This window comes from Niveibacterium microcysteis (assembly GCF_017161445.1).
Lineage (GTDB): Bacteria > Pseudomonadota > Gammaproteobacteria > Burkholderiales > Rhodocyclaceae > Niveibacterium > Niveibacterium microcysteis.
In genome coordinates, this window is sequence record NZ_CP071060.1 from 3,907,266 (window position 1) to 3,928,392 (window position 21,127).

19 protein-coding genes are annotated in these 21,127 nt (G+C 63.6%); 8 read left to right on the plus strand and 11 right to left on the minus strand.

What is annotated here, in order from left to right; genetic code table 11:
* Positions 1-105: 105 nt before the first annotated feature.
* The 10 genes from JY500_RS17725 to glnA form a co-directional block, all read right to left on the minus strand.
* Positions 106-324 (minus strand): DUF350 domain-containing protein, encoded by a 219-nt coding sequence (locus JY500_RS17725; RefSeq protein ID WP_172203190.1) that lies wholly within the window; start codon positions 322-324, stop codon positions 106-108.
* A gap of 15 nt (positions 325-339) precedes the next feature.
* Complete coding sequence (locus JY500_RS17730) at positions 340-480, minus strand: hypothetical protein (RefSeq protein WP_172203191.1); 141 nt, start codon at positions 478-480, stop codon at positions 340-342.
* Positions 480-2,399: a DUF4178 domain-containing protein gene (locus tag JY500_RS17735; protein WP_206254008.1), complete on the minus strand. Its 1,920-nt coding sequence runs from the start codon at positions 2,397-2,399 to the stop codon at positions 480-482. The genes JY500_RS17730 and JY500_RS17735 overlap by 1 nt, the downstream gene beginning before the upstream one ends.
* A 66-nt stretch (positions 2,400-2,465) precedes the next feature.
* On the minus strand, positions 2,466-3,488 hold the full coding sequence (locus JY500_RS17740; RefSeq protein ID WP_206254009.1) for an SPFH domain-containing protein: 1,023 nt from the start codon (positions 3,486-3,488) through the stop codon (positions 2,466-2,468).
* Positions 3,489-3,558: 70 nt separating this feature from the next.
* Positions 3,559-4,269 (minus strand): type III pantothenate kinase, encoded by a 711-nt coding sequence (locus tag JY500_RS17745; protein ID WP_172203194.1) that lies wholly within the window; start codon positions 4,267-4,269, stop codon positions 3,559-3,561.
* Positions 4,269-5,060: a biotin--[acetyl-CoA-carboxylase] ligase gene (locus tag JY500_RS17750; RefSeq protein ID WP_206254010.1), complete on the minus strand. Its 792-nt coding sequence runs from the start codon at positions 5,058-5,060 to the stop codon at positions 4,269-4,271. The genes JY500_RS17745 and JY500_RS17750 overlap by 1 nt, the downstream gene beginning before the upstream one ends.
* 132 nt (positions 5,061-5,192) lie before the next feature.
* Positions 5,193-6,587 carry a nitrogen regulation protein NR(I) gene (gene ntrC / locus JY500_RS17755; protein WP_172203196.1) on the minus strand — a complete coding sequence of 465 codons (1,395 nt, stop codon included), beginning with the start codon at positions 6,585-6,587 and terminating at the stop codon, positions 5,193-5,195.
* Positions 6,588-6,649: 62 nt separating this feature from the next.
* Complete coding sequence (gene glnL, locus JY500_RS17760; protein WP_206254011.1) at positions 6,650-7,738, minus strand: nitrogen regulation protein NR(II); 1,089 nt, start codon at positions 7,736-7,738, stop codon at positions 6,650-6,652.
* 146 nt (positions 7,739-7,884) lie between these two features.
* A complete protein-coding gene (locus JY500_RS17765) occupies positions 7,885-8,361 on the minus strand; it encodes a DUF4124 domain-containing protein (protein WP_206254012.1) in 477 nt (158 codons plus the stop codon).
* A gap of 153 nt (positions 8,362-8,514) precedes the next feature.
* Positions 8,515-9,924 carry a type I glutamate--ammonia ligase gene (gene glnA, locus JY500_RS17770; protein ID WP_172203199.1) on the minus strand — a complete coding sequence of 470 codons (1,410 nt, stop codon included), beginning with the start codon at positions 9,922-9,924 and terminating at the stop codon, positions 8,515-8,517.
* A gap of 371 nt (positions 9,925-10,295) precedes the next feature.
* Here glnA and JY500_RS17775 point away from each other — a divergent pair, with 371 nt between their 5' ends.
* Both JY500_RS17775 and nadA read left to right on the plus strand, forming a co-directional pair.
* A complete protein-coding gene (locus JY500_RS17775; protein ID WP_172203200.1) occupies positions 10,296-10,748 on the plus strand; it encodes a rhodanese-like domain-containing protein in 453 nt (150 codons plus the stop codon).
* Positions 10,749-10,822: 74 nt separating this feature from the next.
* Positions 10,823-11,926, plus strand: a complete 1,104-nt coding sequence (gene nadA / locus JY500_RS17780) for a quinolinate synthase NadA (protein ID WP_206254013.1) — start codon at positions 10,823-10,825, stop codon at positions 11,924-11,926.
* Positions 11,927-11,997: 71 nt separating this feature from the next.
* Here the strand turns inward: nadA and JY500_RS17785 are convergent, their stop codons facing one another.
* Positions 11,998-12,540, minus strand: a complete 543-nt coding sequence (locus JY500_RS17785) for a chalcone isomerase family protein (protein ID WP_172203202.1) — start codon at positions 12,538-12,540, stop codon at positions 11,998-12,000.
* A gap of 219 nt (positions 12,541-12,759) precedes the next feature.
* Here JY500_RS17785 and JY500_RS17790 point away from each other — a divergent pair, with 219 nt between their 5' ends.
* The 6 genes from JY500_RS17790 (at position 12,760) to JY500_RS17815 (ending at position 20,882) form a co-directional block, all read left to right on the plus strand.
* Complete coding sequence (locus JY500_RS17790) at positions 12,760-13,785, plus strand: SphA family protein (RefSeq protein WP_172203203.1); 1,026 nt, start codon at positions 12,760-12,762, stop codon at positions 13,783-13,785.
* A 224-nt stretch (positions 13,786-14,009) separates the two neighbouring features.
* The gene (locus JY500_RS17795; RefSeq protein ID WP_206254014.1) at positions 14,010-17,114 is read left to right on the plus strand and encodes a type VI secretion system Vgr family protein; all 3,105 of its coding nucleotides are present in this window, start codon (positions 14,010-14,012) and stop codon (positions 17,112-17,114) included.
* Positions 17,111-18,676 (plus strand): hypothetical protein, encoded by a 1,566-nt coding sequence (locus JY500_RS17800; protein WP_206254015.1) that lies wholly within the window; start codon positions 17,111-17,113, stop codon positions 18,674-18,676. Before JY500_RS17795 ends, JY500_RS17800 begins: the two co-directional genes overlap by 4 nt.
* 7 nt (positions 18,677-18,683) lie before the next feature.
* Positions 18,684-19,283 (plus strand): hypothetical protein, encoded by a 600-nt coding sequence (locus JY500_RS17805; protein WP_206254016.1) that lies wholly within the window; start codon positions 18,684-18,686, stop codon positions 19,281-19,283.
* 97 nt (positions 19,284-19,380) lie between these two features.
* Positions 19,381-19,611: a hypothetical protein gene (locus JY500_RS17810; RefSeq protein WP_206254017.1), complete on the plus strand. Its 231-nt coding sequence runs from the start codon at positions 19,381-19,383 to the stop codon at positions 19,609-19,611.
* Entirely contained in the window at positions 19,608-20,882 is a 1,275-nt protein-coding gene (locus JY500_RS17815) for a T6SS immunity protein Tli4 family protein (RefSeq protein ID WP_206254018.1), read from the plus strand. The genes JY500_RS17810 and JY500_RS17815 overlap by 4 nt, the downstream gene beginning before the upstream one ends.
* Positions 20,883-21,127 lie beyond the last annotated feature (245 nt).

Consider the following 21,127-nt stretch of genomic DNA (forward strand, 5'->3'; position numbering starts at 1 on the left):
TGAATGCGCGACGCAGCCAATCAAGCTGGCGCCCGCCAAGGGGGTCTATGACGTGGTGTGGCACTTCCGCCGCGCGAGGCGGCGGAAGCGAGGCGGTGCTCGCGACTAACCGTGAATCGCCGCGGCCACGATGATCGCAATGCCAAGGCACATCGCGGCGACGATGATCGCAAGCGGCAGGTTGCGCTCCTTCACGATCTCGCGCCACAGGTCGTAGGGCGTGATCTTGTCGACGATGATGAAGGACACCCAGAACACCACCACGCCGAGGATCGAATAGACGATGGAGCCGAGCAGCGGCCGCGCGTTGAAGAACAGTTCCATGATTGGGGCTCCTGCTTACTTGTGATAGAGGCGCCCGCCGCTGGAGCGGGCGCTCGAAGAGGTACCGCGCTCGTCGAACAGGCCATAGCCGCGCGAATCCATCCAGCCGAGCAGCGAAATCGCGAGCAGTGCGGTGACCGAGAAGAGCTTGATCATCAGTCGTCGTCCTCCGAACTGCTGGTCATCGGATGGTCACTCTCGCTCCAGCGCGCCACCTCGAAGCTGTAGCTACGCACGAAGGCAAACAAGGGAAAACACAGCAGCAGCAACCAGCAACTGGCGAGGTTGGAGAACGGCGGCGGCGCCACCCGCAGCGTGACCTGATCGGTCAACAACTGCGACGCATCGGCCGGCAACTCGCCGCGCACCACGAGGTGGTACTCACCCGCCGGCACTTGATAGAACACCGCGCTACCGCTCTGCCCGCCCTCTGACCACGAGCCGTCCGAATCGTAGCCAGAGTAGTACGAGATCTCGTTGGCCGCAGCGAAGTGCTCGCCCGAGCCACGATTCACCAACTCGACCTCTACCCCCGCCCAGGTGTTCGACACCGGCGCGAAGTGATCCACCTCGACACGCCGCTGGTCCGACGGAATCCGGAAGGGCTCTGAGGTCAGCGAGGTTTCCTGGCCCGGCTGCAGTTCGAGTCTCGTCTGATGAAACACCGCCGACGACCCGCCCGTGAACACGCCGTGCACAATCCACGCCACCAGCGCGAACACCAGGAACAAGCCCAGCACCGGCCAGCGCGTCACAGCATGCGGGTTGGGCTGACAGGCATTCACACCCGAGGCGCGCATCAAGGGGCGCTTGAGCGCAAACGCCGCGGTGACTTCGTCTGGCGACAGGTAGCGGCCCGCGGACCAGGTCCATTCGTTGTCGGTCTGCTCGCAGGACAGTACGTTGGGCGGTGCAATGAAGTCGCGCACCTGCACCTTGTCACCCAGTCGCACCCGCCAGGTGAACTCGCCCAACACCGAAATCACCTCGGCGCGGTAATCGGCAAAGTGGCGGTAGCGCGAGCCACCAAGCGTGTATTCCGGTCGATCGCCGCCCACGTTTTGCACCGGCAGCTTGTCGATCTGGCGCACGAAGTTCCAGTGACCACGCTCAGAGACAAGCCAGGCGAATCCACCCTTGCCGTCGTACAGCAGGTACTCGTCCCAGGTGCCGACCTCATGCGGCACGCCTTTGCGCATGAAGCCGATGGCTTCCCACTCGACGCCGTCGAGCTTGCCCTTGCTGCCCAGCGCGAGCGGCGGCACCACGCGCGAGCTGGAACGCGCAGCGTCGCGCACCTTGGCGACCTTGCCATCCACATCCGACAAGGCACCGCAACTGGTGCACGCCACCGCCAGCACGCTCTGATCATGCAGCGACCACGGCGCACCGCAGGACGGGCAGGCAATCGCTTCAGCCTTCCGTGCCGGCGTCGCCACCAGCGCCTCGCTGGCGCGGTCGCGCGTATTCGCGAGCTTGAGCGCAGCGCGGTCCACCGAGGCGCCGACATACACGGTGGCCGGGTCGGACGAATAGTCGATCGTCGCAAACGCATCATCCGGCCCGCGCAGATCGATCACCGGCGCGATGTAGCCGGCCCCGACAACGAAGGGCAGCTCGCCCTCGCCGGAAAGGCAGACAGCCTCCTCCTTGTTGCTGACCTCGAACACCTTGCCGGCGATCTGCACCCGCGCGCCAGGGCGGATCGCCTCAAACGGCGGGAATTCCGGTCGCGAAGGATGCGGCAGTGTGACCGTCCACTGCCCGCCTGATTCCGACATCCAGCCGAACCTGCCGTCGTCGAACAGGATGTGCCATTCGTTCCAGAAGCCGGCGTCGTAGCGCAACTGCAGCCGGCCCACCACGCCGAAGCCGGTACCGCCCCAACGCCCCTGCGTGCCGATCTGGACCGGGCTGTCGTCCGGCAACAGCTCGGCCATGCGGCCAAGATTCTTCAGCGTGTCGCCATCGCGTGCGAGCGTCGCACGGCAGTACGCGCACACCGCCAGCGCCGAGGCGGCGGACTGGAAGCGCACAGCGGCGCCGCAGGAGGGGCAAATTACGTTGACGGGCATGCGTGCAGGTCAGCGAGCTTGCCGGCAGCGCGTGCATGCACGGCAAGCATCCACGTCACACGGCGCTCAGGAGAGCTTGCCGAGCAGTTCGGCCTTCTTCGCCGCAAACTCTTCGGCGGTAAGGATGCCCTTCTCCATCAGGCCATGGAGCTTTTCCAGCAAGGCCACGACATCCTCCGCCGACTGAGCCGGTGCCGCCGCGGGTGCAGCGGCCGGCGCCGCACCCTGCGTAGCTTGCGTGAAGGCGCCCGCCATTGCCTGCCCCATCGCAATGCCGGCACCAAGGCCCGCACCCGCGCCAGCGATACCGCCTTCATTGCCCGCGGCAATCGGGATCGCGTTGGCGGTCTGGTACTGGGTGAACTTGTTGAGGTCACCCACCATGTTCATGCCGATGCGCTGGTCGAGCACCTTCTGCAGCTCTTCCGGCAGCGACACGCTCTCGACCACGAAGTTGTCGAGCGCCAGGCCGAACTTCGCGAAGGCCGGCTCCATGCGCGCCTTGAGTTGCGCGCCGAACTCCGACAGGTTGGCCGCCATGTCGAGGAAGGCCACGCCGGACTCGCCGAAGAGCTCGCTCATGCACGACACCATCGTGCCGCGCAGTTGGCCGTCGAGGTCGTCCACCGTGTAGTGCTCGCGGGTGCCGCTGACTTCGGTGTGGAACAGCTTCGGATCGACGATGCGATAGCCATAAAGGCCAAAGGCACGCAGGCGAACGATGCCGAAGTCCTTGTCGCGGATGGTCACCGGCTGCGGCGTGCCCCACTTGCGATCGAGCTTGAGCCGCGTACTGAAGAAGTAGACGTCGCTCTTGAACGGCGACTGGAACAGCTTGTCCCAGTTCTGCAGGTTCGTCAGGATCGGCAGCGTCTGCGTCTTGAGCGTGTAGAGGCCCGGCGCGAAGAGATCCGCGACGCGGCCTTCGTTCACGAACAACGCGGCTTGCGACTCGCGCACCGTGAGCTGGGCGCCGTACTGGATCTCCATGTCCTGCATCGGATAGCGCGACACCAGTACGCTGTCGTCGTCTTCCGTCCAGTGGATGACGTCGATGAACTGTTTCTTGATGAAATCCATCAGAGCCATGGCAGGGATCTCCTGAGGGTAGAGCGGGGATGCTACTGCGCCGCGGGCTTGCGAACCAGATCCCGGCCGTTCAGGCCGTGTCGCGCGCCACGCAGAGCAAGCCTTCGAGCACCAGATTCGGGAAGTCGATACGCGGCGGCGCGATCAGCGGCGCCAGCGCTGCAGCAGATCCGCCGGACAACACCACCGGCGTGTGGGCCGGCATCTCCTGGCGAAAACGCTCCACCGCGCCCGACTGCGCATAGCGGATACCGGTTTCGATCGCGTCGTGGGTGTTCTTCGGAAACGCCACGCAATCGCCCTCGGCGAGCGGCAGCGCCGCCGTGCCACCGGCCAGCGCGCGCAGCATCAAGCCATGTCCCGGCAGGATCAGCCCACCGAGGAAGTTGCCGCCAGCGTCGATCGCATCCACCGTCGTCGCGGTACCGGCGCTCACCACCACGCACGCGCCGCGCACCCGATGCCAGGCACCGATTGCGGCTGCCCAGCGATCCGGCCCGAGCCGCGTCGGCTCCGCATAACGGTTGGTCACACCGCAGCGCGACAGACTCGCAGCCAGCCATTCGGCGCGCCCAGCGGTATCGCCCAGCTGTTCCAGGATCAGCGAACGGATCGCATCGGAGGCCACATGCGCGATCAGCACCCGCTCGGGCACACCGAAACGCATGAAATCGCAGGTCGCCAGTGCGTCATGGGCAACATCCTCACGGCACAGCCAACGGCTGCCATCGTGAAAACCCCATTTGACGCGGGTATTGCCAGCATCGATCAGCAGGTACATCAGCCGCGCCTCCGCAGCGACACATCGCCGCCCAGCACGCGCACCAGCAGGCCATCGCGCTCCAGCATCAAGGCGCCCTCTGCATCAACGCCGCGGCACAGGCCTTCCGCCTCGCCGCTGTCGTCGACCAAGCGCACCGGCTGATCCTGCAACGCATGGCGCGCCTGCCAGGCATCGCGCAGGACCGCGAACCCCTGGCGCTCGAACAGGTCGAGCGTGGTGGCCAGCGACGCCAGCACGGCAGCCAGCGCAACCACCGGATCGGTCGACACGGCGCTCGACTCGGAAAGCCCGGCGACCGGCTGATCCAGCACATCGCCGGGCGCCGGTGGCGCCAGATTGAGGCCGATTCCGATCACCGCCGCCGTACGCGCACCGCTTTGGTGCAGCTCAATCAGGATGCCCCCCAACTTGCGTCCGTCGAGCCAGATATCGTTCGGCCACTTCAGTGCAATACCACGCGCGCCAAGGCCTTCGAGGGCCTGTGCAACGGCCAGGCCGGCGGCAAGGCTGAGCCCGGAGAGGCGCGTGCCAGGCTGAAATCGCCACAGCAGGGAGAAAGTGAGGCTGGCCTCGGGTCGCGCTACCCATGCGCGGCCACGACGACCGCGACCAGCGGTCTGCTCGAGCGCCCACAGCACGGCGCCCGAGGGCGCACCGGCTGCCGCGCGGTCGAGAAGCAGGCTGCTTGTGGAGGGGCAGGTTTCGAGCAGATCGGCGTCGAAACGGGCGGCGACGGGGCCGAGCTGCGCCTTGAGGCGGGCCAGCTCCTGATCGGTGCGATCTGACACTGCGCGTGATCCAGCTTGGAAAACGCGCAGTGTAACGGCTGCACCGTTCCAGAGCAGCCCGCGCGGGGCGGTGTTGCGTCAACACTGCAGCACTTCGCGCCACGGCTTGCGCGGCGCGAGGTGCCGGTGTTGTTACTCGGCGTCCATGCCGAGTTCCTGGATCTTGCGTGTGATCGTGTTGCGACCGATGCCCAACAACTGGGCAGCCTCGACGCGGCGCCCGCCGGTGGCGTTGAGCGCGCGGCGGATCAGGTTGCGTTCGAACTCGCGCGTAAGCATGTCGAACACCTCGCCTGGCTTGGTCGCAAGCAAGCGGTCAGCCTCCACCGACAAAGCGTCGAGCCAGGACTCCGAGGCCACACGCGCGGGTTGCTCGCGCACCTCGCTCGGCAGGTCGCCCACGTCCACCGTCTGGCCCGGGGCCATCACCGTGAGCCAGTGGCACAGGTTCTCCAGCTGGCGCACGTTGCCGGCGAATTCCAGCGTCTGCAGATACTTGAGCGCCTGCTCCGAAAGCCGCTTGGTCTCAACCCCCAGTTCATGCGCCGAGCGCGACAGGAAGTGGCGCGCCAGCAGGGGCACGTCTTCCTTGCGTTCGCGCAGCGGCGGCAGGCGCAGGCGGATCACGTTGAGGCGGTGGAACAAGTCCTCGCGGAACAAGCCGTCGCGAACCCGCTGCTCAAGGTTCTGGTGAGTCGCCGCAATCACGCGGACGTTGGCGCGAATCGGCTGGTGACCGCCGACCCGATAGAAATGGTTGTCAGAGAGCACACGCAGCAGCCGTGTCTGCAACTCCGGCGGCATGTCGCCAATTTCGTCGAGGAACAGCGTGCCGCCTTCGGCTTGCTCGAAGCGACCACGACGTTGCGCAGTGGCGCCGGTAAAGGCACCCCGCTCGTGGCCGAACAGTTCGGATTCGAGCAGATCCTTCGGGATCGCTGCCGTGTTGATGGCGATGAAGGGTTGATCCTTGCGCGGGCTATGACGATGCAATGCGCGGGCAACGAGCTCCTTACCGGACCCCGACTCACCGTTGATCATCACCGTGGCATGCGACTGCGAGAGGCGGCCGATGGCACGGAAGACCTCTTGCATCGCGGGCGCCTGGCCAAGGATTTCCGGCACGGTCGTACTTTCCTCGGCGGCCGGACCGCGGTGACGGCTCTCTTCGATCGCACGGCGCACCAGCTCGACAGCCTGATCGACGTCGAAGGGCTTCGGCAGGTATTCGAAGGCGCCGCCCTGGAAGGCGGACACTGCGCTATCGAGGTCCGAGTAGGCGGTCATGATGATCACCGGCAGGCTCGGATAACGCGCCTTGACCTTCTCCAGCAACACGAGGCCCGACTCCCCCGGCATGCGGATGTCGCTCATCATCACCTGCGGCGGCGCGGCGCCGGCGTCAAGCTCGGTGAGCGCTTCGCTGGCCGAGCCAAAGCTGCGATGGGGAATGTTCTCGCGGGTGAGTGCCTTTTCGAGGACCCAGCGGATGGAGCGGTCGTCGTCAACAATCCAGATCGGATTCATGGTGTGCACTTCTGTAAGGGGTAAGGACTGCGGACCCGCCTCGGACCCGCACGCCTTAGCACTCACTCTTCGCTGCGAATCGGCAGCACGATGGTGAAACAGGTCCGGCCAGGCTGGCTCTCGACGTCGATCATGCCCTGGTGCTGCTCAACGAAGCTCTGCGCGATCGAAAGGCCGAGGCCGCTGCCGCTGTCGCGGCCTGACACCAGGGGGTAGAAGATCCGGTCGCGGATCGATTCGGGAATGCCGGGGCCGCTATCGATCACCCGCAGTTCCAGCGCGAGCTTGTGGCGCTTCTTCGCGAGCGTGACCTGGCGCAGCGCACGGGTGCGCAGCACCACTTCGCCCTCACCCTGCATCGCCTGCGCCGCATTGCGCGCAATGTTCAGGACCACCTGAATCAACTGTTCGCGATCGCCGGTCAGCTCCGGCAGGCTGGTGTCATAGTCGCGCCGCACGACGACGCCCGGAAACTCCGCACGCACAAGGCGCAGCACGCGCTCAAGTACGTCGTGAATGTTCACCGGGCCAGGCTGCATCGCACGATGTGCGTTGAGCAAGCGCTGCATCAGATCCTGCAGGCGATCCGCCTCGGCGATGATGACTTCCGTGTATTCCTTGAGCTGCGCGTCGTTGAGTTCGCGTGCCAGCAATTGCGCCGAGCCGCGAATGCCGCCAAGCGGATTCTTGATCTCGTGCGCGAGGTTGCGAATGAGTTCGCGGTTTGCCTGTTGCTGCTCGATCAAACGCTCTTCGCGCGCGACTTTCAGTTGCGCATCGATCGGGCGGAATTCCATCAGCAGACGCGCGCCGAAAACGTCGACCGGCGTCGCGGTGCAATCCACATGCAGGGTGTCGCGCCCGGCGCGCGCCAGCACGAGGTTCTGCCCGGTGTAGCTCCAGTTGTTGGCCAGCGCGTTGTCGAGTGCAGCGTCGAGCCCCGGGGGCTCGCCCAGCAGCGCGGTGAGCGGGCGGCCGACCGACTGGCGTGCGCTGACCTCAAACAGGTTTTCCGCCGCAGGGTTGATGTAACGAACGACACGCCCATCATCGACCAGCACAACAGCCGATGCGAGCAGATCGAGCCCAGCGATCCGGGCGTCGGTATGCGCCGGCGGCGTGGGGTCAGAAGACAGGGTTGCGCGAGTCATGCGGAGCAATGCGAGCAAGAAGCGCGCCAACCGGATTTCTTCGTTGCCGAAGCGAAGGCTTGCAGCGAAGCGCGCCTGCGAAACAACATTGTCGCGTCACGCCCAAGCACCACGCGGCGCAAGCAATGAGCGCGCGACCGACTACATCAACGCAGCTTGGCGATTTCCGCCCGGATCGCTTCGATATTGCGTTCATGCAACTCGACCTGATCCTGGAATGGCTTCAGACGCTCCTGAACCTTGGCGAAGTTCTTCTCGGCGCCGCTGCGCGCGCCTTCCTGCTCGGCAAGTTCCTTCTTCGCGGACTCGAGCGCCCGCTCTTCCGTAGCCAGTTCCGTTTCGAGGATCTTGCGTCGGTCGCCATCGCGACTGCGCTGCGTTGACGCATCAACCTTCGGGAACTCCGCCGGCGATGCCGATGCGGCAGGCTTTTTGGCCGACGGACCGGGCACGGACGACACGTTCTGATCGCGCGACAACAGCGTGCAGCCCTTCTCGCCAATCTTGGTGTTCGTGTAGGTGATCTTGCCCGACACCGGATCGACACACTTGAAGATGTCGGCATGGGCCGGCAGCGAAGAGAGAAGCGCCGCAACAGCGGCCAGACAGCGAATCGTGGACATGCAGACGTCACGCGGGTGGACGGGTCGTCGAGTGTAGGCGCCGACGCGCCGGCTGCCAAGCGCCGACACGATTCGATGCACTTTCACGCTGGCGCCGGACAAAAAAAAGGACGGGCAAGCCCGTCCTCTCTGTGCTTCGGATCGACGAATCGATCAGAGGCTGTAGTACATGTCGAATTCGACCGGGTGCGTGGTCATGCGGATCTTCGTCACGTCTTCCATCTTCAGCGCGATGTAAGCATCGATGAAGTCGTTCGAGAACACGCCACCGCGGGTCAGGAACTCGCGATCCTTGTCCAGCGCTTCCAGGGCCTGATCCAGCGAGGAGCAGACGGTCGGGATCAGCGCGTCTTCTTCCGGCGGCAGATCGTACAGGTTCTTGTCGGCTGCATCGCCCGGGTGGATCTTGTTCTGCACGCCATCCAGACCGGCCATCATCAGCGCGGCGAAGCACAGGTACGGGTTCGCGCCCGGATCCGGGAAGCGGGTCTCGATACGACGCGCCTTGTCGCTGTTGACGAACGGGATACGGATCGAAGCCGAACGGTTCTTCGCCGAGTAAGCCAGCTTGACCGGTGCTTCGTAGTGCGGCACGAGGCGCTTGTACGAGTTGGTCAGCGGGTTGGTGATCGCGTTCAGCGCACGGGCGTGCTTGATGATGCCGCCGATGTAGTACAGCGCGAACTCGGACATGCCGGCGTAGCCGTTGCCCGCGAACAGGTTCTTGCCGTCCTTCCAGATCGACTGGTGAACGTGCATGCCCGAACCGTTGTCGCCAACGATCGGCTTCGGCATGAAGGTCGCGGTCTTGCCGTACTGGTGGGCAACGTTGTGCACCACGTACTTGAGCATCTGCGTCCAGTCAGCGCGCTTGGTCAGCGTGCTGAACTTGGTGCCGATTTCGTTCTGGCCGGCGGTCGCCACTTCGTGGTGATGCACTTCGACCGGGATGCCGATCTGCTCCAGCGCCAGCACCATCGCGGCACGGATGTCGTTGTGGCTGTCGACCGGCGGAACCGGGAAGTAACCACCCTTGACGCCCGGACGGTGGCCGGTGTTGCCGCCTTCGAACTTCTCGCCCGAAGCCCAGGCACCTTCTTCCGAGTTGATCTTGACCGAGCAGCCCGACATGTCGACATTCCACTCGACGCTGTCGAAGATGAAGAACTCGGGTTCCGGACCGAAGAAGGCGGTGTCGCCCAGACCCGAAGCCTTCAGGAAGGCTTCAGCGCGCTTGGCGATGCCGCGCGGGCAACGATCGTACGGCTTCATGTCGGTCGGATCGAGCACATCGCAAGACAGGACCAGCGTGGTCTCGTCCATGAAGGGGTCGATGAAGGCAGACGCCGGATCCGGCATCAGCAGCATGTCAGAGGCCTGGATACCCTTCCAGCCGGCGATCGAGGAGCCATCGAAAGCGTGGCCGTGCTCGAACTTCTCCTCGTCGAAGGCCGAAACCGGCACGCCGACGTGTTGCTCTTTGCCCTTGGTGTCGGTGAAACGGAAGTCGACGAACTTGACTTCGTTCTCCTTGACCATCTTCAAGACGTCTTGCGGGGACATATTCACTCCTAAGGTATGGAAGCCAACTGACATTCTGCGGTGCCAAATACCGCGATCCGGATTCAAAAAGCACGTAGCGTGCCAAAGAGCGGCCCGACCGACCCTTGCGACACAGGCTGCGCCGCGAGCCCGAACCGGACAAATCTCGATTTGAAAGGCGCGGTATTGTGCCACAGAGCAAGGCTCGCCTCGCGGGCGCACGGACGCCCCAAATCAGTGCAGTCGCACCATCGACAGCACCGCTTTGGTGCATTTGCGCCAAGTTGGCGCGGGCCTGCGTCGCACGCGGAAACCTTGCGGGTGCGCGCCCGCGCGCGCATACTCGCCGCCCGGCGTTTTTTTCGCCCCACCTCTACTCCGGCACTTCCTGAATGGGACACCTTAGCGACCTGCTCGGCCTCGCCCGCGACCGCGGTGAAAAGCTTGGCCTCAGCTATTCCGGCGCGCTTACGCCCGCCGAAGCCTTCACCGTCTGGCAAAACGCGCCCGGCGCAGTGCTGGTGGATGTGCGTACCCGTGCGGAATGGGAATGGGTCGGTCGAGTGCCCAATGCGGTGGAAATCGAGTGGAACAGCTGGCCAGGCGGCGAGCGCAATCCGCACTTCCTGGCACAGCTCATGCACCAGGTCGATCGCGAGGCCCTTGTTCTGTTCCTGTGCCGCAGTGGCGCGCGATCGCACAACGCGGCGATCCTCGCCCAACAGCAGGGCTATACCGCCTGCTACAACATTCTGGAAGGCTTCGAAGGCGACCGCGATGCGAACGGTCAGCGTGGCCACATCGGCGGCTGGCGTCACGCCGGCTTGCCATGGATCCAAGGCTGAGGCGGGAACGCCGCGCCACATTTCAGGTCTGCAGTATTGCGCGCCGCTCCGGCGCCACTTTCTTGAGCTCAACCATGCAAGTTGCCCCCATCAGCTTTGACCGCTTCAACACCCTGCGCGACGAAGAGGCCCAGGAGCGCATTCGCGCCGCGCGCGCGCGCCTCGGCAAGAAGGCCGTGCTGCTGGTGCACCACTACCAGCGCGCCGACGTGTATCAGCACGCCGACCTGACCGGCGATTCGCTACGCCTATCGCACCTGGCCGGCCAGTCTGACGCGGACTACATCGTGTTCTGCGGTGTGCACTTCATGGCCGAAGTCGCGGACATCCTCTCCAACCCGCATCAGATCTCGATCCTCCCCGACCTCGCCGCAGGCTGTTCGATGGCCGACATGGCCAACCTGGCGAAAGTGGAGCGCTGCTGGCGCGAGCTGACCGAAGTGCTGGGCGAATCGCCCGATGCGCAGATCACGCCGGTCACCTACATCAACTCGGCGGCTGACCTGAAGGCATTCTGCGGGGATCATGGCGGCATCGTCTGCACTTCGTCGAACGCACGCACGATTCTCGACTGGAGCTTTGCGCAGCGCCCGAAGATCCTCTTCTTCCCGGATCAGCACCTTGGCCGCTGGACGGCCCACACGATGGGCATTCCGCTCGAAGAGATGGTCGTGTGGGATCCGGATCAGGAATACGGCGGCCTGACACCGGAGCAGATCCGCAACGCGAAGATGCTGCTGTGGAAGGGCCACTGCTCGGTGCACCAGATGTTCCAGCCGGCGCACATCCTGCGCTGGCGCAACAAGTACCCGGACGGCATCGTGATCTCGCACCCGGAGAGCCCGTTCGAAGTCTGCCGCCAATCGGAGCACGTCGGCTCGACCGAGTACATCATCAAGACCATCAAGGCTGCACCGTCCGGCACCCGCTGGCTGGTGGGCACCGAACTGAACCTCGTCAGCCGCCTGGCCGAGGAAGTGAAGGCCGACGGCAAGATCGTCGAATTCATGTCGCCGACGGTCTGCATGTGTTCGACGATGCAGCGCATCGACCCGCAGCACCTGGCCTGGACCCTTGAAAACCTGGCTGACGGCAACATCGTCAACCGCATCAGCGTGCCAGACCACGAAGCCAAGCTCGCCAAGCTGGCGCTCGATCGCATGCTTGCGGTGTCCTGAGAAGCCGCGACACCAAACAAAACGCCCCGGCGCGCAAGCGGCGGGGCGTTTTCATTGCAACGTGGCGTCGATCAGTTCGGCACGCCGAGCAGGTTGTTGCGCAGATTGGTGCGCACCTTCGGACCGATCCAGACCTTCATCACCACCGGATAGAACGCATCGCCCTGGATCGGCTGCGTTGCCAGATCCCCATTGATGCGGATCTCGGTGGTCTTGGGGCCCGGATTCCAGTCCAGCGTCACCACGTCACCCTTCACAAGCTTCGGGCGGCTGTTGAAGGCTGCCCCCATCGCCGCCAGTTGCAGGATGTTGTTCTCGACCTCGTCGCGCGTCGCGTTCTGCTTGATCCGGTCCAGCAGCACCGTCGCGAGATCCTTCGCCGAGATTTCCTTCAGCGCGACCAGGCGAATCCGCTTCGCGCCCTTCACCGCAAAAGCCGCTTCCGGCGTGTTCGCCTTCTGCGCCATGTACAGGCCCACCACCGTCGCCTTGGAAGAGAGAATCTGCGACGACGAAGCGCCGTTGAGCACCAGCTTCTGGCCGGCCACGGTATCGCCATCTTCAAAGCTGACGCCGTCCACATCCACCGCCGCGAAGGCCTGGCCGACAAACATCAAAAACGCCAGAGCGATGCCCCGACACAACATTTTTCCTTCAATACGCAACCGCATGGGCACCCCCGTCTAATTTTGTGTGCTGTCTTGTGTAACAATCCGCGCCGTTGTTGGGATTGAATCCATACGAATGGGTATGGAAAAGAGCCAACCCGGACGCGCGAGAGGGCGGATTCTCGCAGAAGACGCCGCCAAAAAATACTAGGCAAAAGGAAAATGATGAAACCACGTTCCAGTCACCATCTGATCGCGGCAATGTTGCTGACGATCACCGCGAGCGCCCCGGCGATCGCAACCGAACGCGGCCAGCTGCGCGCCCTGCTGGGCATGCCCGGGCAGGATCTGACTTCGCCGGCGATGCCCGGTTTCTATGTGCAGGCGAACTATCAGCACTACTACGCCGGCGAGTTCAAGGACGACGAAGGCAACACACCGGTCCAGAGCGCAAGTATTCCGGGCATCGGCAAAGTAAGCGCGGAACAGGACAGCCAGGTTCGTGCAGACGTGCTCGCGCTGCGTGCAAGCTGGATCTCGGACTACCAGCTGTGGGACGGCCGCGTTGGCGTATCTGCCACGGTGCCGCTGATCAAGACATCGCTGACCACCAACCTCAACCGCACGACGCCGCTGCCTGCCCCGATCGGTGCCTTGGTTGATGCGCAGATCGCGAAGCTCGCCGCCGCCAACACCGGCGAAGAGTCCGGCATTGGCGACACGGAGATCGCTCCCTTCGTCGATTGGCAAACCGACACCTACCGCATCCTTTTCGCACCGGCCTTTGTCGCGCCGACGGGCAGCTACGACAAGGATCGCGCCGTGAACCCGGGCGCCGGCAACTTCTGGACTTTCCGCCCCGCACTGACGCTGGCTTACGTGACCGAGAACGGCTGGGAGTTCGGTGCGCGCACCACCTACTCGTTCAACACCAAGAACGACGACACCAAGTACACCTCCGGCCAGTACCTGCACTCGGACGGCGCCGCGATGTACCAGATCCGCGATGGCCTGCGCATCGGCGCAGCGGGCTACATGATCGTGCAGACCACCAAGGACAAGTCGGACATTGCCGGCGCAGTGGCCGACAACGGCAACAAGGCGCGCGTGTTCGCACTGGGCCCGCAGGTGGGCTGGCAGACCGAAGATTCTTCGCTCGGCCTTGAGTTCAAGGTGCTGCAAGAATTCGGCGCACGCAACCGCCCCGAGGGCACGATCGGCTGGCTGCGCCTGATCTACCGCGTTAACTGATCGGCGCTCGCGCTTGTACCAAAAAGGCCCCGTCATGCGGGGCCTTTTTCATTCCGGACCAGCCGCCCTCATCGCCCCCGCGGGATCGACCTCGTTTCGCCAGCGCCGCACCCGATGCAGCGCCACACGCGCCTGCCAAGAAGATCACGCCGCCGCTCACGCCGCCATGACATGTAGATTTGCCAATGTCATCATCCGGCATCCCCGTTTGAGTCCGCAACGCCATGTCGGTCGCGTCCCTGCTGTCCGCAATGCTCCCCGCCTCGCTGTTCTCCTCCGAGTCACGCCTGTTCGGTTTTAGCCTCGAAGGTGACGAAACGCCCTGGCTGGTGGAGCGTTTCCGCGCACACGAAGCGCTATCAGACCTCCCGACCTGGCAGATCGACCTGCTGAGCACCGATGCCAGCGTCGACACCGGCGCGATCTATGGCAAACAGGCAGCGCTGCGCATCACGCTGGCCGATGGCAGCCGCATCCAGCGGAGCGGCTATGTCAGCAACGCTGTGCTGCTGGCAGCGGATGGTGGCCTTGCGCGCTATCGCCTCACACTAGTGCCATGGCTATGGTTTGCCAACGACACCGCCAACAGCCGCGTTTTCCTTGAGCAGCCGCTCACCGCAATTATCGAAAGCGTCCTGGCGCCGTACGCCAACCTGGCGCAATGGCGCCTGGCTGACGAAGTCACCGCATTCCTGGCCGAGTTGCCGCCACGTTCGCTGTGCGTGCAGTACCGGGAAACCGACTATGCCTTTCTCTCCCGCCTGCTTGCCGAGGAAGGGCTTGGCTTCTGTTTTCGCGAGCTAGCCGAAGATGGCGCACCGGCCGACTCCGTATCGCAACAGGCCTTGCATGAGTGGCTGATCTTCGCTGACGCCGCGGCGCTGCCGCAGGATCGCTGCGCAGCATCGGCCGCGGGTGGCGCGGGCCTGCGCTTTCATCGCGCAGCCGCCCCCGAAGAGCAGGACAGCATCCTCGCCTTCGGCGCACAGCGGCGCTTCACCGCGTCAGTCACCACACTGCTGTCGACCGATTACAAGGCGGACACCAGCATCAGCGCATCGCTGCCAGCCGCGCGCCCCGTCGGCGGGCCAAACGCCCCCGCGCTGGAGGACTACGACTTCGCCGGCGCCTATGCGTTCGCCAACTCCAGCCTGGCTGAACGCTATGCCCGACTCGCTCGAGAGGCCATCGAGGCGCGCCAGGAAACTTGGCTGGGCCACGCAACGGTGCGCACGCTGCGCCCAGGTACGTGGTTCGACCTGAAGACCAGCCTCATCGACGATCTTGCGACCTTGTTGCCTTCGGCAGCGGGTGGCAGCCAGGAGCGCCGCTTCCTCGTCTGCTCGGTTGAGGCCGCCGGCAAGAACAACCTGCCGGTGGGGCTGTCGGAAGCGGCCGGCCGCTTGCGCAACACCAACGATGCCGCCATCGCGCTCTCGCCCGCCCTGCTCGCCGCGAGCGAAGAACACGGTTTCGCTTGTCACTTCAGCGCACAGCGTGCGCTGATCCCGTGGCGCCCCCAACTCACGGACGACACCGGTGCCCGCCTGAACCCGCGCCCCACCGCATCCGGCCTCCAGCACGCCGTGGTCGTCGGCGCCAATGGCGAAGAGGTCGCCTCCGGTACACAGGAAGTACATACCGATTCGCTGGGCCGCATCCGGGTGCGCTTTCTGTGGCAGCAGCCGGATGACCCCGCATCCTGCTGGGTACGCGTGGTGACCCGCCATGCCGGATCGAATGCCGGCACCCGCTTTATCCCGCGCATCGGTCAGGAAGTTCTGATCAGCTTCATGAACGGCGACATCGATCGGCCAGTGTGCGTCGGTGCAGCCTTCAACGGCCGCGGCGAGAATGGGGTCGCACCCTCCCCCGGCGGCCGTGCCAGTGCGCCCGATCCCGATGTCTTCACGTTGGCCAACGATCGCGCCGCGAGCGCACAAGGCAACCTCACCGGCGGTCATGCGCCGCTGTGGCATGCCGCAGGGGCGGGGGACGCGAACCACCGCAACGCGGGTGCGTTCTCCGGCATCCGCAGTCGTGCCTGGGGGGGTGGCGGCTGGAGCGAGCTGGTGTTCGACGACTCCGACAACCAACTGCGCACCCAAGTCAGCACTACGCAGCAGGCAACGAGCCTCGCACTGGGTCACCTGATCCACACCAGCGACAACTACCGCGGCAGCTTCCGCGGCAAGGGTTTCGAGCTGCGCACCGACGCGTTCGGCGCAATCAACGGCGGGCGCGGCGTCCTGCTCTCCAGCTACGCGCAGCGCAGCGGGGATGTCGCGGGCGACAACGCCGCCGGGGTTGCGCTCGCGCGTCAGGCACAAAAGCTCGCCGAAGCGATGAATGGTGCTGCGAAGACGCACCAGACCGTGCCCTACGCGAGCCATGTGGGCGGCACCAAAGCCAACGCCTGCGCGCTGACACCGCAAAAACCCCTCGCAGCCGCACTCACCGAAGCGCTCTCCGGTTGCGTAGCAGCCGAAGACCTCGGTGCCGCCTACATGGATGCCGCGCTGCCGATCAAGAAACAAGGCGTGCCGCACAGCGCGGCAGCACTGCTCGCCGTCTCCGCCAAAGCTGGCATCGCCCTCACCGCCGCCGACAGCATCACGCTCGCCGCCAACGAAACGGCGCTCTTCGCCACCGGTGCGAATCAGGAATGGGTCACGCAAGGCAACACGCGGCTGCACACCGGCCAGACGCTCGGCATCCTCGCTGGTGCCGAGAAGGCTGGAGACGGCGGCATGGGACTGTCGATGATCGCAGGCGCCGGCCCGCTGCGCCTCGAAGCCCACAGCGACATCCTGCAGATCGCAGCCAAGGACGACCTGAAGATCCTCTCCGCCAACGCCTCAGCCGACTTCGCCGCCGCCAAGAAGATTCACCTCGCCACGGCAGGCGGCGCAGCCATCACCATCGAAGGCGGCAACATCACGGTGCAGTGTCCGGGCACGCTCACGGTGCATGCGAGTCAGAAGAGCTTTGCGGCCGGCGGACACGTCGTAGCAGACCTACCTCACATGCCCGCGATTGATATGCCGGCAAGCACCCTCGAATTCCGCCATATCACCGAATGGGGCGAAGGCATCGTTGGACGCAAATTCAAGGCACTCCTTAGTAACGGCGAAGTAAGGACCGGTGTACTCGACGAACAGGGCTTTGCCCGAATCGATGGAGTTCCGGTTGGCACGACTGCCAAGATCGAATACCTGCGCGAAACCCGCGATGCAAAGTCGCTCGTTAGCTCGGCTGTTGATGACGATCTCCACGAACTGCTGAGATGGACAGCCGCTTCAGCGCCAAATTCCGGAGAGAAAGCATGAGCGACAGCGCTCAGAAGGCGGCAGAAATCGTCGACGACGCCTGGCAAAGTGTCGTCGGCGGGATGGATTGGCTGAAGTCCGTACTGATCGGCGAATTCGCCGACAACCGCCCGCTTTCGGCGGTGGTCGCGGACATGCTGGTCAGCTTCGTTCCTGGCGTGGTGATTGTCACCAGTGCACGGGACGCAATTGCCGTAACGCTACGCTTGGCCCAACACCCGGAGAAGCGTGAAGAACTGATGGAGTGGGTGTTGCTTTGCGCTTGCCTCATCACGATTGCCCTCCCCCTAGCAATGGCCGCAGGCGGGGCGGTGGCAGCCGGAGTAGGCGCTGTTGTCGGAGGCATTGCGGGCTCCGAGCTTGGCGCAGCGCTTCGCGCCGTCATGCTCATGCTAGTCAAGCAGGCACAAAAGCTTGTCGATCTCGTGCGGTTCCTTCAGAAGTTCATCAAAGGTGACATTCTCAAATTCCTGCGTGCGGTGAAGTTCGCAAAGTACGAAAAACCCTTGCTCGACGCACTCGGCAAAATCACCGGAAAGTTGATCGAACTGGTCAGATCCCTTCGGCTACACCTGGAGAGCCTTCGCTACTTCGAGTCGGTAAAACAGGCGATTGCGAAACTCGCAGATTGGGAGAGGAAGTTCTACGCCGTTCAGCAAGATGCTCTCAAGCAAATTCCGAAGGCGCTGGTTGAGCTCGATGCCCGGCTAGCTAAAGTGCTGGCGCAAACAGCTCCAAGAGAAATCCATACCGCCTCGTCGGGCGTAAAGGTTGAACGTACGGCCGCCGCGCTGCCCCCAAAACAAGAGGTGGCTGATGCCATCGGGCAGAGCGTTCGAAAATTGGAGCAAACTCCCGCAGCCCCAAAGCCGGCCGCTCCAGCAAGCAATCCCCCTAAGCCAGTATCACCATCTGGATCCGGCAAGACACCGAAGAAAACGCCCGTCCCACCGAACGACAAGCCTCCTCTGAAGGACAAACCGGACAGCGTCAAGACTGCCGAAGAGGGAAAAAATACGAAGAGACAAGAAACCATTGACCCCCTAGTGCAGGCGGAGCGCGAACACGTTAGCGCGCTCTCACGAGCCGGCAAAATCGAAGAGGCGCGGCAGTACCTTAAGGAGCGCGTGCTAGATAATCCGGCGATCGCGGCAAAGGACAAACCACAGGCGCTTATTGACAGACTTGACGTTTCTTCCGCAAAGGACAAGGCCGTTTTCTGGTCTGGAGACTTACCAGCCGCAAAATCATTCGCTGAGGAAATCGGTGGCGTCACGCTCGAAAGCACTACTGGCGGTAAAGTGGTTGACGGTTGGGATGAGCTAGGCACTGCATTTCCGGGGTGGGAAGGAAGCCCACCACCAAACGGCCACGACTTCTGGAGCGGCCTATCTAGGAAGTACGCGGAAGGCACATCCGGAACCGTTAACGTCGTTCAATCCGCAGAAAAGGCCGCACAGGGCGGCGGCGGAATTTGGAAAGGTACAGAAGGTCCGGTTCTCTCTACACTGCAAGACAAAGGCGTCGTTGACGACATCATCTTCCATGTAGTTGGTAAATAAACCTGCCATGTCTATTGCATTTGATCGATTCTTAAAAGAGTACAGCGCAACCGGCCACGAGAAGCTGGATGGTTATACGCTGTCGAATCTCGACGGCTTGACCGCAGTTGAACGCGAGCAAGCCATCTCGTTACTGAAATCCGAAGCGCCCCAATTCGTAGGCGCTTACGAACCATTGGCTCGTCTTTCGCCAGCAGCAGCTCTCGAAGTGTTGTTATTGATTGAGCACGACCAACCAAGAAGTGAATTCCGCGCTGCATACGCTCTCTATTACTGGCTTTGGAAGCTCACCGGCCAAGAGGACTATGAGAAGAAGTTCGTTGAATCCAGACGATCCGTGCCGAACTCAAGCTTGCCTGCGTACTTCGCATATGCAGCTCAAATGGCCGAGTCGCGGCACATCGAAATGATGCTCGAGGGTGCCGTACTCTCAGAGACAGATGAAACAGCAGTAGGCTCCGCCGCGCGGACGCTTCTTAACAAACATGGCTTCAGCCGCGAGAATCCTGCAACCAAGGCAGAGTATTTGGCACTTTGGCGCACGCTTACCGAAGGAGCGCCAGCACAGAAGATCGCCATTTTGAATCGCCTGACATCGGGGTCATAACTCCGATCAGACGCCCGGGATGCTCCACCAGAGAGGGCGCCAGCTCTTTCGAATGCCATTCGGTCCTCTGTTCTGGCGAGAAGCAGACTACAAAGACGTGAACCACTCCTGGGCGCCGGCGTCGGATACAGCCAGCAGCAAGGCCCCCGCGGCAGCCCCGCGAGGCGTGCAGGGATTCATTGTTGCCTTGCCGACCGAGTGGACGCGCGGCGAGGATAATCTGTTCTCCAACACCCACATTGCAACCAACGCGCGCAACGAAGCCGCGCGCCCTGACGCCGCAATTGCACTGCGCGAAAGCACTTCGCCGAAGGAAACCGCCGCATGACCTTCCTCCTTCGAGGCCGCACGGCGCAGGCCGCACTGACCCTCATGCTCTGCGCCTGCCAGCCTAGCGGTGCGCAGTCGCCGCGGCCCGCCCCGGCCCCCACCGAACAAGACCTTGCGGCGGCCTATCACCCAGGCTACAGCGTAGCACCGGGCGTGCGCTCGGAATGCTTAGGGCGCTTGGTGTTCGAAGTGCCTGCACAGCCCAAATTCGAATGGGGCCTGCCTAAGCGCGTGCGCACCAACGAAGAAATCTTGGGCTTCTCTCGCATCCTGCGCGGGGAAGACGTCATCCGGGTGGCGAACGTCAATGTGGTGGTGGCAGCAGAAGCATCTCGCAAGACGATCTTGGAAATGCAGGAATCAGTGGATGACGACAAGCACATTGCGTTACATCGCATTGACGAGAATATTCGGATAGAAAGGCTTTCCGCCAAAGACTTCACAGAGCAGTTAGAAGCACCCGAGACCAAGGCAGATGCAGTGAGAACGGCTGACTACAAGAAGGCGATGCAAGACGCGCTGAATAATGCGGAGGCATTGGCTGCCAGCAAGCGGGAATTCGACCACGACTGGCACCCCACCGACTGGGGTCTGCCCAACAGCACCGGCTACATTGCCGGCCCCACGCTCTACGCCTTCGTCCTGCGCGGGGGCTATGCCTTCCAGTTCATGTCCACGGGAGGAGAGGGCGAAGCGCCGTTTGATCAGCGCGTGGTGGCTTTCAAGGATCTGCTGTCGCGCTTCGAATACCGACCGCTCTACCAAGTGCCCAACAAGCCGGGGCTGTGCATTCCGCACGGCTTCATCCGCGACGATGGTCAGGGGCATTTTCAGGCTGAGGTGTCGTACCGCTTTACCGACAGCCCGGGGGTGATCTACACCCTTGCCACCGCGGTGGAGGGCGAGCGCAACTTCAACCCAACCGAGCCCTTGCTCGAAGCAACCGCGCGTTCAACGGTCGCAGGGCTGCTCGGCAACGGCTATGGCCGCAAGATCCAGGCCATTGGCCCCAAGGGCACGAACGTCGGGGCGCGGCCGGCGGTGCTGGGCGGCATCTACACCCTTGAGGGTACGCCCGGCTACAGCCTCTACGTCGGTGCGCGGGGCTGGGACCACTCGCGGGTGCTGCCCTTCGTGTCGCTCAACATGCGCAGCTTCGACCGCGAGACCGCTCCCGACGATCTCAAGGTCAATCCCCCCGCGTTCGAGCAGAGCATGAAGCGATTTGAGTTGACGCTGAGCTCACTGCGGACGCGTAAGGCCCAATAGCCCTCACTCTGGCCTCGCAGGACTGGTGAGAGCGCCCGTCCACTGGATTACCCCGGAGCGCTCGCAAGTTCCGCGGCCCACAAACCTCGCTGGTGCGGCACACCGCAACAACCGGGCGAGAGCCGGAGCCGATGTAGCCGCCACATTCACGGCAATCAAGACTGGAACGCCCGCAAAGTCATTGCTGCGGCCGCCCGCGCTTCGCTCGCGGCGATCGTCGGCCGAACCATGCCCCCACACTCTGT

What these genes read in the sequence shown, in the direction of transcription:
- JY500_RS17730 (WP_172203191.1), bottom strand. Translation starts at nt 480, where the DNA reads ATGATCAAGCTCTTCTCGGTCACCGCACTGCTCGCGATTTCGCTGCTC.
- JY500_RS17725 (WP_172203190.1), bottom strand. Translation starts at nt 324, where the DNA reads ATGGAACTGTTCTTCAACGCGCGGCCGCTGCTCGGCTCCATCGTCTAT.
- JY500_RS17775 (WP_172203200.1), top strand. Translation starts at nt 10,296, where the DNA reads ATGGGACACCTTAGCGACCTGCTCGGCCTCGCCCGCGACCGCGGTGAA.
- JY500_RS17745 (WP_172203194.1), bottom strand. Translation starts at nt 4,269, where the DNA reads ATGTACCTGCTGATCGATGCTGGCAATACCCGCGTCAAATGGGGTTTT.
- JY500_RS17735 (WP_206254008.1), bottom strand. Translation starts at nt 2,399, where the DNA reads ATGCCCGTCAACGTAATTTGCCCCTCCTGCGGCGCCGCTGTGCGCTTC.
- JY500_RS17815 (WP_206254018.1), top strand. Translation starts at nt 19,608, where the DNA reads ATGACCTTCCTCCTTCGAGGCCGCACGGCGCAGGCCGCACTGACCCTC.
- JY500_RS17805 (WP_206254016.1), top strand. Translation starts at nt 18,684, where the DNA reads ATGTCTATTGCATTTGATCGATTCTTAAAAGAGTACAGCGCAACCGGC.
- JY500_RS17795 (WP_206254014.1), top strand. Translation starts at nt 14,010, where the DNA reads ATGTCGGTCGCGTCCCTGCTGTCCGCAATGCTCCCCGCCTCGCTGTTC.
- glnL (WP_206254011.1), bottom strand. Translation starts at nt 7,738, where the DNA reads ATGACTCGCGCAACCCTGTCTTCTGACCCCACGCCGCCGGCGCATACC.
- nadA (WP_206254013.1), top strand. Translation starts at nt 10,823, where the DNA reads ATGCAAGTTGCCCCCATCAGCTTTGACCGCTTCAACACCCTGCGCGAC.
- ntrC (WP_172203196.1), bottom strand. Translation starts at nt 6,587, where the DNA reads ATGAATCCGATCTGGATTGTTGACGACGACCGCTCCATCCGCTGGGTC.
- JY500_RS17765 (WP_206254012.1), bottom strand. Translation starts at nt 8,361, where the DNA reads ATGTCCACGATTCGCTGTCTGGCCGCTGTTGCGGCGCTTCTCTCTTCG.
- glnA (WP_172203199.1), bottom strand. Translation starts at nt 9,924, where the DNA reads ATGTCCCCGCAAGACGTCTTGAAGATGGTCAAGGAGAACGAAGTCAAG.
- JY500_RS17790 (WP_172203203.1), top strand. Translation starts at nt 12,760, where the DNA reads ATGAAACCACGTTCCAGTCACCATCTGATCGCGGCAATGTTGCTGACG.
- JY500_RS17800 (WP_206254015.1), top strand. Translation starts at nt 17,111, where the DNA reads ATGAGCGACAGCGCTCAGAAGGCGGCAGAAATCGTCGACGACGCCTGG.
- JY500_RS17740 (WP_206254009.1), bottom strand. Translation starts at nt 3,488, where the DNA reads ATGGCTCTGATGGATTTCATCAAGAAACAGTTCATCGACGTCATCCAC.
- JY500_RS17785 (WP_172203202.1), bottom strand. Translation starts at nt 12,540, where the DNA reads ATGTTTGTCGGCCAGGCCTTCGCGGCGGTGGATGTGGACGGCGTCAGC.